The 9752-nt window shown below is 39.9% G+C and carries 9 protein-coding genes and 1 tRNA gene; 1 reads left to right on the forward strand and 9 read right to left on the reverse strand.

The features are described 5' to 3' along the window. Nucleotides 1-107: 107 nt before the first annotated feature. Together rbp and O9332_RS18595 are read right to left on the reverse strand one after the other, a co-directional pair. Nucleotides 108-401: an RNA-binding regulator gene (gene rbp, locus O9332_RS18590; RefSeq protein WP_288026800.1), complete on the reverse strand. Its 294-nt coding sequence runs from the start codon at nucleotides 399-401 to the stop codon at nucleotides 108-110. A 221-nt stretch (nucleotides 402-622) separates the two neighbouring features. Further along, nucleotides 623-877: a DUF3493 domain-containing protein gene (locus O9332_RS18595; protein ID WP_002759181.1), complete on the reverse strand. Its 255-nt coding sequence runs from the start codon at nucleotides 875-877 to the stop codon at nucleotides 623-625. Nucleotides 878-936: 59 nt separating this feature from the next. Here O9332_RS18595 and O9332_RS18600 point away from each other — a divergent pair. Then, a tRNA-Thr gene (locus O9332_RS18600) sits at nucleotides 937-1008 on the forward strand. Between the two features lie 366 nt (nucleotides 1009-1374). Here the strand turns inward: O9332_RS18600 and O9332_RS18605 are convergent. From O9332_RS18605 to O9332_RS18635, 7 genes are all read right to left on the reverse strand, one after another. Continuing rightward, complete coding sequence (locus O9332_RS18605; protein ID WP_043999067.1) at nucleotides 1375-1875, reverse strand: sll1618 family protein; 501 nt, start codon at nucleotides 1873-1875, stop codon at nucleotides 1375-1377. A gap of 39 nt (nucleotides 1876-1914) precedes the next feature. Continuing rightward, nucleotides 1915-2883: a DUF4351 domain-containing protein gene (locus O9332_RS18610; protein WP_002759186.1), complete on the reverse strand. Its 969-nt coding sequence runs from the start codon at nucleotides 2881-2883 to the stop codon at nucleotides 1915-1917. 465 nt (nucleotides 2884-3348) lie between these two features. Next, nucleotides 3349-3531, reverse strand: a complete 183-nt coding sequence (locus tag O9332_RS18615; RefSeq protein WP_196219826.1) for a hypothetical protein — start codon at nucleotides 3529-3531, stop codon at nucleotides 3349-3351. 306 nt (nucleotides 3532-3837) lie between these two features. Further along, a complete protein-coding gene (locus O9332_RS18620; RefSeq protein ID WP_002759187.1) occupies nucleotides 3838-4818 on the reverse strand; it encodes a hypothetical protein in 981 nt (326 codons plus the stop codon). Between the two features lie 65 nt (nucleotides 4819-4883). Then, a complete protein-coding gene (locus O9332_RS18625) occupies nucleotides 4884-7508 on the reverse strand; it encodes a polyprenol monophosphomannose synthase (protein ID WP_288026805.1) in 2625 nt (874 codons plus the stop codon). A 44-nt stretch (nucleotides 7509-7552) separates the two neighbouring features. Then, nucleotides 7553-8680, reverse strand: coding sequence for a DegT/DnrJ/EryC1/StrS family aminotransferase (locus O9332_RS18630; protein WP_002759190.1), 1128 nt, complete (start codon nucleotides 8678-8680; stop codon nucleotides 7553-7555). Then, the gene (locus O9332_RS18635; protein ID WP_002759194.1) at nucleotides 8677-9210 is read right to left on the reverse strand and encodes a cupin domain-containing protein; all 534 of its coding nucleotides are present in this window, start codon (nucleotides 9208-9210) and stop codon (nucleotides 8677-8679) included. The genes O9332_RS18630 and O9332_RS18635 overlap by 4 nt, the downstream gene beginning before the upstream one ends. Between the last annotated feature and the right edge of the window lie 542 nt (nucleotides 9211-9752).

A 9752-nucleotide genomic window follows, 5' to 3' on the forward strand; every position in this document is an offset into this window, starting at 1 on the left:
ACTCAGACATTTAGATTTCTATTGGTTTTGAGAGGAGCAGCGATCGCAATTGCCGACAAAAAAGGGTGAACCCTGTCCACCCTCCCACAATTATTCACAAAAAAAGCTTAATAGCGTTTTTTTCTGTCACCACCACCACCATTGAAGGGCGCGCGCTCTTCACGCTCGCGGGCCTCGTTAACTTTAATTGATCGCCCCATCCAGTCAGCACCATCTAGTGCCTCAATTGCGGCGGCTTCCTGGGCTTTACTTTCCATTTCCACGAAGGCGAAACCGCGTTTGCGCTGTGTCTCTTTGTCCAAGGGAATATGAACCCTCTTAACCTTGCCGTACTCTGCAAAGACATCGACCAGATCTTCTTGGGAAATCTCGTAAGAGAGATTACCAACAAAAATAGACATAATACTTGAATCCTCGAACAATACTCGAAACGGTGTGGAGACACAAAATTCAGGGAGAAGCCGAACAATACTAAAGTAAAAGACTTACCGAATTAATACTGAAAACGAACTTGAACACTAATCTTGACTCTCCCCCTGATCATAACACAGAAAGATTGGAGTTAATGTTAACTTTTATTCTCCAGGGAAAGAGACCGTTTTGGCTATCGGTGGCTACTCCCTCAACCGCCAGCTTTTTTTTCCCGACGAAATAACCAAATCATCAGGGCCACCACACCGATTTGTAGGGCAAAATTGGGTAAGGCGGTGGCTACGTCCCTGGCTGCCGCTAATTGGGCCAGAAACACCACCGCACCGATAAAACCAGAGGCCCCTAGACCGAGATAGATAAACTGCCGCAGACCTCGGTAGGGATTGGCCGCTTCCTCTTTCAAGCGCGCGTATTTTTGGGGATCAAGTCGAGGGGATTTGCTCATAAAAAAATTTTTCTAGCTCTGTATCTATTGTCCGTGATATAATCGGGAACTGGCAATGTGCCGATGTAGCTCAGTGGTAGAGTAGTTGATTCGTAATCAATTGGTCGTGGGTTCAAATCCCATCATCGGCTTGGGGTTTTACCTCCCGGAAGTTGACTAAGAAATACTGGTACAGTGGTTAAATGCCTTGGTTTTGTGGCGGCTATGGCAAAACCCCCTAATGCCTTTGCTGGGGATTTGCGGCTCTCTTGGGTTTGGTGGGTAAAATCTATTCTCAGATACATTCCCACTGGCGAGCGAATGGAACGAACCACAAAGACACAAAGCACACAAAGATTGATCGGTCTTATATAAGTTAAACTTATCACACCAAGAGTAAGAGAGCCGATTTACTTCAATAAGCCATTTTAGCAGCCAACAAGAGGTAAAAGAGTTAATTCCTCTAACCGATCGCTCCCTATTTTGGGCGAAATCTTTGGGAAAAAATCAGCTAGTTACTAAAGAAAAGGTTGAATGATTTTTGCGATCGCTTGACGTTGGCAATCGTCATATCCCCAGCGTTCTAGAAAGGCTTGATATTCTCCTTGTCCTGTGTTTAAACTGGTGGCTAATTGTTGTAATTTTTCCCCCAAGGACTGCGATAATAACTGCTTAATTAGTTGACCAGTTTTTTCTTGGACTTTCTCAGAACCTTGGGCGTTTTCTTCGTCTCCTTGACTGCGATGATAGATGACCATTGCCGTGGACATAGCCAGATTTTTGACTAATAATTCATTCACCAATATCGGGGAAGTTTTTAAAGCAGTGATTACTTCTAAACTAGGATGTTCCGTATAGGGTAAATCGCTGGTTAAATAAGTAACAAAAAATCCTCTAGCTCCATTTTCTGTGGAGACTAACTCAGTAATTTTCTGAGTTATTGTATCGGTATCTAAAAACTCAATTTGACTTAGTAAATCTTGAGTTTGTTGGATGGCATTTTCAAAAGTTATACTCATATCCATACCTAGCCTTCTGTGAAGTTTAAGAGAAAAATACTAAGCATCTAAAGCATTTAACCAATTAGTTAAATCCTCCACTGTTGAAAAATCCAATAAAGCTTCCCCCACTCGTTCTAGATCATCAATATTCAAGGGCATAATCCGACTCTCTATATCCACATCAATAGCTCCTAACTTACGTTTAATCAGACGAATAATTAGATTTCTTTCTCTTGCTAAACCCTGTTCTAAACCCCGTTCTAAACCCCGTTCTAAACCCTGTTCTAAACCCTGTTCTAAACCGCGGCGCATCCAACTGGTTGTAATCTGCATAACTCCCTCCTGTTCGGGTTGAATAAATGTGCTAATCTCCTGTTGAAATTCTATCTCCTCGGACGAGTTGAGATTGAGATAGGTATCGACAAAGCCTGAAATCAATTGCATTCTAGCGGCATCTAATCTTAATGTTACCAATAATCTTAGACATTGTGCCTTAACTTTTGCTCTATCCCGAGGGGCAATTTTCATCTTAGCCATCAAAGCGGCGGCGACGGGATTAGGTTGATTAATAAAATCTCGCCAATTCAAGCGATTTAACTGGACAACTTGATAGTTAAATTCTAACACTTTTAAGTCAGGAAACTCAATTTTATATTGACGAATTGCTTCTTTTTGTGGACGATCATAGGAGAATATGACAATGGGATAAACTGGTAAGGCAAATTTTTGATGCAGACGAGCGAAATAAGTAAACATTCGCCGATTAAATTCCGGTTGAGAGCTAGACTGTGCTTCTAGATGAATTAAGAAAAATGATGATTGTCCTCGAAATTGAACTTGGGCGACTAAATCACTTTCATACTTTTCTCCTTCCGTGACATCGGTAAAGACTTCTTTGTCTAAAAATGTGATCTGATTAGGCTCTAAATAATTGATAATCTCAGGAAAAAACAACTGAATAAATTCAACAAAAAAAGTCGCAATTAATTCCTTAAATAAACGATCATGGTCAATAACATTATTCATACATAATAATTGCAAACGGGGAATCTTTCAGCTTATCTTCATATTCTAGTAATTATAAGGGTTTTACCCAATGATTAGCACTAGGAGGCCAAGAAATTAAATCCTCGATATTACCTTCCATAGTAGCACAAATTTGAGCGAGGGGTAATAGCAAATCCTGTTATCATACTAAATCCGTTGAGTATAGGCTACTTATTAGGACAGGCAAAAGGCAAAAGGCAAGAGGCAACAGGAGGAATAAATAATCAGTCTTTAATAACCGGATTTAGTATCATAAGAAGAGTAAGGACGAGGAGATAAAATGCCCAAAAAAGCCTACTTAGCCGCACATCCAAGTTCAGAGCAAATGAAAGATAGATATAAAGCAAGTCAAGATTCGGTGGCAACAAGAAGATGGCACTGGTTAGGTAAAATATCTTGAGGATGGACAATCAAAAATGCGGCAGTAGCTGTGGGATGAGATTATCAATATAGTTTTAAAATTCTCAAAAGCTCTAATGAATTAGGAGAAGAAGGAGTTAAAATCTCAAGAAAAAGAGGGTTCTTCGTTACTTGGTATGGTTCGATCAGGGGGCAAAAATCGGCTAAATCCTTATCTGGCAAAAGACTTAATTGATTAGCTCGTTCTAGATTGAAAACAATTGGCAAAAATCGAAGCAATGTCTTTCTATATAAGGGTTTCACCCCTTATAACTCCCGTCCATTGCATAACACAAACCGAAGAACCCAAATTATCAAAAGCTTTAACGAATTAGGAAAAGAAGGAGTTAAAATCTCAAGAAAAAGAGTCAGGAACATCCGAGAGGAAAAGAACCTTTGTTGAAGGAAGAACAATTCCAAAAAATAAAATTGAATAAATTCAGGGAAATTTACGGTAATTTTGCCGGTTAAATCAATTCCCTGCTATCTCCATCCCAAATTACTGCTAGTACAAAAAGTCGATCAACTTTTAAATTATCGATTGAGAATAGAAATAATTCGATGATTTTGAGTAGTTGTTTCCTGAATTATAGGACGCAGTTGTTGCACCAGTTCCCTAGAGCGTCTTATTCTTGCTTCCGGTAATAAATGCTCATGGGTATCGGCAAATAAACTAGAATCTGTTTGCAGATTAAGAGTTTTTGGATTGTAGATTAAAGGCACTATATTAGACAATTCTTCAATAGTTTTTTTAACATTTTTGACGGTAGTTTCATCGGTCTTAGCATAAACCCAAGAGAGAGAAACTACTAAATCAGCACCTTTAGCTTTTAACTCCTCTTGAAATTGAGCGATGCGTTTGAGGGAGTGTTGCGAAACAGGTCGATCAAATGTTCTAGTCCACCATTTACCTGTACGATGTTTGACTACGGTAGGATCTCCTTTTTCTGTGATTGGATCTGATAAATAACCCCTAGCTTTTCCTGTTTGTATAACATCAACGGCAGTTTTTACTATAGCGCGTAAACTAGGAACTCCCATTAACCAAGTCTCGGAAACTAATTGTTCTAAGGGTATATTTCCTAAACCCGGTTTTCCAATGGCAACACTAAAGGGAACCGAACCAAATAAACCATCACCATAACCAATACCATCATCATCCAGTAACATCAAATATTCAGGAATGAGAACCACTATATCCCCCGGACGTACCTGTTCTAAAATAATTGGGCAAATGACATTTAATCCCAAATCTCCCTGTAAACCAAAGTTAAAAACTGGGATTTTTAGCTCCTGTTCGAGGAATTGAGAGTTAATACTATATTGTACTCCCGACCCCCCCGCAAAAATTATTCGTCTCGGTGCATCTATCTGCTTGGCAAAAGATACTTTTTGTTCGTACATTTGTAGGAGCCACTTTAATTCACCACCGTAGTATACGTTATAAAAAAAACCCAAAGACCAGGCCACCCCAACGGTAGCTAACCAAGGCCAAAAAGTAAACATTTTCTTCATAAGTTTAGCTCCTAGAGTTGAATCAAGAGAATCACTAATTCTAGTTAAAAAAAGAGATAATTGTCTTATCTTTCTTGCCATAATTGCCAAATAGTTGCCACATATTTCCGTCCTTTTGACAAATAATCCCAGAGATTAATTCCAGTTTTACTCTCACCATAAATGCGGGGAACGCAAAGATAAGGAACTTCCACTAACTTATAACCTAAACGATTGGCACGGGTTAATAAATCAATGCAGTATTCTCCATAATCTCCCTTTAAGCGAATTTTTTCTAAAACCTGAGAACGAACGGCAATAAAACCACTGGTATAGTCGTGAACTTGATTGCCTAGCATCACGATGGCCATGCGATTAATAATCCAGCTTAACATCCGGGCCATCAGTCCGTGGGCAACATCATTACCCCCCGGAATCCAACGAGAACCTACAACCATATCAGCTTTTTTAGTTCGAATCGGTGTGATTAATTGTGGCAGAGCTTCTGGAGGCATAGATAAATCACAATCCATCCAAGTAATAATTTTAGCCCCATACAGATTAATCGCATCGTCAATACCTCTCTGTAGAGCCGAAGTTAACCCTTTCTCGTTGATTCTGCGACACAAAATTACCCCCGATTGGAATTGCGAATCTTGGGGAGGAGTGGGATATTGTTTGGCTAAATCTTCTACTATCTGCCAAGTTTCATCGGGAGAATTATCATCCACCACTAGCACTAAATAAGGACTAGGAACACTAGCTAGTAAACGTTCAATTAATTGACTAATATTATCTCGCTCGTTATAAGTGGGTAAAATCGTACAGACTAAATCATTAGCTGCTGGGGTAATTGTGGGCTTATCCTCGGATTTTTTGGATAGTAAACCTGTCTCAGAAGCAGATATAACTATTTCATAGAAAGGATACTTACCAATGATTCCAGAGCGATTTATGCCAATTTGAAACTTTTGTCCATCTTGGCTAAATTCCAGTTCTTCCGGTGGGGATTCTAAGAGTTGACAAGGGCGATAGGGATAGCAAACGTAGGGAAAACTAGACAATCCTTGACCGACTAATTCTTGGCATAGTTTAACCATGGCTTGACTATCTTCTACACGGAAGAAAGTTTTTTGTTTCTCCAAACCAAAACCCAAAACTTGTGCCGCATATTGATGAGAAAAGACAACAATAGAATTAGGATTCTCTTCTATGCTTTTGATAGCTGGTGCTATCCCCTGATGGGTTTTATAGAAAAATTCTCCACCTTGATAAATGTTTTTATAGACAGCTATTGCCAGTAAGATTAACAGTAAAACCCAGCTTCCCTTGGCTAGTAAAACTTCTTGGTTCGCTCCGACAATTTTTACTTGTTCCACCGTTAATAAGGTAACAAAGGGGATAAGAGGCAATAAATATCTCGGTCCCCATTGTTTACCTCCCACCATGACTTCTCCCGGGGCAATATCGACTAAACAAGACACCCCTACTGTGTAGATAAAATAGAGATCATAGACAAAAAGCATTTGTTTATCTAGAGATATATTGGCGATGTCAAATAGATAACAACTGGCTAAAAGTATCAGGAAGTAAATTATATTGTCCTTGACTAACGCCTTGGTTTTGACCATTCCTTGCCAGCGAAGATTGACGAGAACAGCCAAGATGATAATCGCCATTATACTAATTAAAGTTACGGGAATATCCCTGGCAAAATTCAATTGTTGACCGCTCCAAGTGAGCAAGTAAGCTAAGGGAATTATACAGATAGGAAAATGCAGCAAAAAAGAGCTATTCAACTGATAAAAACTGGTCAGGGCTTCTTGAATACGTTTTTTCCAAGAAAACTCCTCAAGGACTAACAGAGCGTGAACTCCTAGAAAACGATTATAAATTAACTTATTGCACAACCACAGTAAAAACACACTAACAATCATACCTAGTACAAAACTAAAAGCTATTCGATTAGTTAGCAGAAAATCAGAAACATTAAGATTTTGCTCGGTTGAATACCAAGCAAAAATTGAGGTTTGTTCTGGAGTTAAACCCAAGAAAACTAATAAAGTTAAAGTTGCCACTAGGGCCAGACATTCGGAGCGGAACCATACTGATAAACCCACTAGAAATCCGCCTAATAAATTGGGCAGCCAGCCACTATTAGCTGTATCGGGTAGAAAAAAAGCGATAACAATTCCCAAAAATCCTAAAGTAACAGCGAGGGTATGTTCACAATATATGGCACTGTATAGAGTTAAGGGCGAAGCAAAAATCAAAATAACTAATCCCAAAAGACTCCCCCAACTGTCTAGGGAAAAAGCGGGAATTGCTCTTGAAAAACTGAGCCACAATACCCAAATTGATAGGAGGGGAATCAAGTAAAACCCACGATAACCCCAAAGTTTATAAAAAAGGGAAGTTAGCAAAGAGAATGAAAAAGGAAAGGAGATATAATAACGTTGATTTAAGTAGTAAACAAAAGGGGGGCGATAACTGTATAAACCCTCTTGCCAAAGACGAGTAACCCAAGCTTCTGCGCGCTCAACTAAGTCAAATCGCCATGGACCATTACTTAGCTGACGAGCTAGTAAAGCTTTCAGCGCCCCATCGCCATTAAAAAAAACATCCTTGGGAACTGAAATACATAGATATAGGGAATAAAAGCAACCAGAGGCAATTACTACCCAAGATAAAAACTCCGTGCCAATTATCATAAAAGTCGGTTTTTATTCAAAAAATTTTCATCAATTTTTCATCCCTACTCAGCCTCAGCAAAAACTTGCTGAACTGCTTGGGCCACTCGCTCAATTTGCTCGTCCGTGAGAGCTAAACCGCTAGGCAGATAAAAACCCCTGCGCGCCAGTCTTTCAGCCACGGGACAGGAAACATTTTGCAATAATCCCATTTTGTGAAATACCGGTTGTTCGTGCATACACCAGAAAAAAGGACGCGTACCAATCTGATGTTCTTTGAGGCGTTTCATCGCTTCCATAGCATCAAAGTTAACCTCATCTTTGAGAACAATACCATAAACCCAATAAATATTTTCGGCATAATCAGTTTGAGGTAGAGGCAATTCTAGACAGGGGATATTTTGCAATAATTCCCTGTAGCGTCTGCCCATTTTTCTCTTGCGCTGGACAAAAGTTTCTAGCTGTTCTAATTGTGCTAAACCCACTGCCGCTTGCAGATTAGTCATCCTCAGATTCCAGCCCAGTTCTTCGTGAATAAAACGTCGTTGGGGCTGAAAATATAAATTTCTCAGGGAACGACAACGCTCAAAAATATCCTCTTGGTTGGTGACAATCATGCCCCCTTCCCCAGTGGTAATATGTTTGTTGGAATAGAAACTAAAGATACTGATATCACCGAAACTACCACAGGGTTTACCTTGATAGGTTTGACCGTGCATTTCCGCCGCATCTTCAATAATTTTTAAACCGTATTTTTGAGCTAATTCTAAAACTGGAGTCATTGCCACCGGTAATCCGTAGATATGAACCACCATTATCGCTTTAGTGCGGGGCGTGATTTTTGCCTCTATCTGCCCGATATCCATGTTCCAAGTCTGCGCTTCGCAGTCCACGACCACGGGAATCGCCCCGGCTTTGACAATGGCAGCTCCGCAGGAAATGATGGTAAAAGTGGGGAGAATCACCTCATCCCCCGAACCAATTCCTAAAGCGACGATGGCCGCTTCTAAGGCCATAGAACCATTGCACACGGAAACGGCATACTTTCGCCCAACAGCGAGGGCAAAATTTTCTTCAAACTTCTGAACGAAGGGACCTTCCGAAGAAATCCAACCGCTATCAATACATTCGTTAAGATACTGTTTTTCCTTGCCCGCAAGTAGTGGCTCATTGACGGGAATAAAGCTACTCATGCTATCTCTGCTCCCGCCATTTTAACCACAGTTTCCTCAATTCCTGTAAAGCGAGTTTTATCCTGATTACCAACGTAGGGACCTTGTTTTACTTCAATCATTTCTACTTCTTCTAAGACTTGGAAACCATGACCACCTTGGATCAACAAAACCACATCCCCATCTCTCAATATATGACTTTCTAGATATTGTTGGTCGTCATCATAGAAATCTACCCGCAGTTTTCCTCTTTTGATAATTAAGACTTCCTGGGTAAAAAATACTTCCCGTTGTACTTTGTTATGAACGTGGGGCATAATACTTTTTCCCGTCGGGTGTCTCATATAGGCCAACTGTTGGGAAAAATCATCGGGAGTTAGGAAATGAATCCCCTCTTGGTTAAACTCTCGTCGGAGAATTATCGCTAAAACTTTACCCTCTTTCGTGATTTGAGAAATTGGCAAAGAGTTAAATTGACTTTCTGGCTTATTTTTCTGATTTTGTTGGCGGAGAAAATCTAAAGATAAAAAGTCTGAAGCTAGTTTAAACATGAATTTAACCCCCCTAGGGAATGGTTGTGAGAAAGGCTGAAATTAATTGACAGCAAAGAAGGGGCGAACCAGTGACTAACTTTTGTCACCCCTGGTAGGCTAATTTAATTTAATTAGCTAAAGCTTAATCTAATTAACCTTCTGTTAATTTAGTTAACAGAAGGTTAATCCCGACTAAGGCAAGATGCCTCTACCATACATTTAAGAAAACACGGGAGCATCTAACTTTAGAAATAAGTAGAAATACTTAAGGGTAAAAAAATAGAATTAAACAGGGGTCTCATGAAGATAAGCGGAACGATGGCGAAGCACTTGTGGAACATTTAGAACACAAGTCCGAGCATTTGTACTAAAATATCTAATAGACGGCTAACTGCTATATTTTCTGATGACGATATAAATAGGGTTTGCTGAAAAAGTTTTTCGTGGGGGCAGGGTGTGGGGTGTGGGGTGTGGGGTGTAGGGTTTTACCGATTTTCATCTGGTCAATTACCTAATTTTCAGGGAAAAAGTACCTGAATTTTCCCCCCGCTCACTCCCAG

Origin of the sequence: Microcystis sp. LE19-10.1B, from assembly GCF_027530565.1 — a bacterium.
Taxonomy (GTDB): Bacteria; Cyanobacteriota; Cyanobacteriia; order Cyanobacteriales; family Microcystaceae; genus Microcystis; species Microcystis aeruginosa.

Coding starts and splice junctions, on each gene's coding strand:
- rbp (WP_288026800.1), bottom strand. CDS start 401: ATGTCTATTTTTGTTGGTAATCTCTCTTACGAGATTTCCCAAGAAGAT.
- O9332_RS18595 (WP_002759181.1), bottom strand. CDS start 877: ATGAGCAAATCCCCTCGACTTGATCCCCAAAAATACGCGCGCTTGAAA.
- O9332_RS18605 (WP_043999067.1), bottom strand. CDS start 1,875: ATGAGTATAACTTTTGAAAATGCCATCCAACAAACTCAAGATTTACTA.
- O9332_RS18610 (WP_002759186.1), bottom strand. CDS start 2,883: ATGAATAATGTTATTGACCATGATCGTTTATTTAAGGAATTAATTGCG.
- O9332_RS18620 (WP_002759187.1), bottom strand. CDS start 4,818: ATGAAGAAAATGTTTACTTTTTGGCCTTGGTTAGCTACCGTTGGGGTG.
- O9332_RS18625 (WP_288026805.1), bottom strand. CDS start 7,508: ATGATAATTGGCACGGAGTTTTTATCTTGGGTAGTAATTGCCTCTGGT.
- O9332_RS18630 (WP_002759190.1), bottom strand. CDS start 8,680: ATGAGTAGCTTTATTCCCGTCAATGAGCCACTACTTGCGGGCAAGGAA.
- O9332_RS18635 (WP_002759194.1), bottom strand. CDS start 9,210: ATGTTTAAACTAGCTTCAGACTTTTTATCTTTAGATTTTCTCCGCCAA.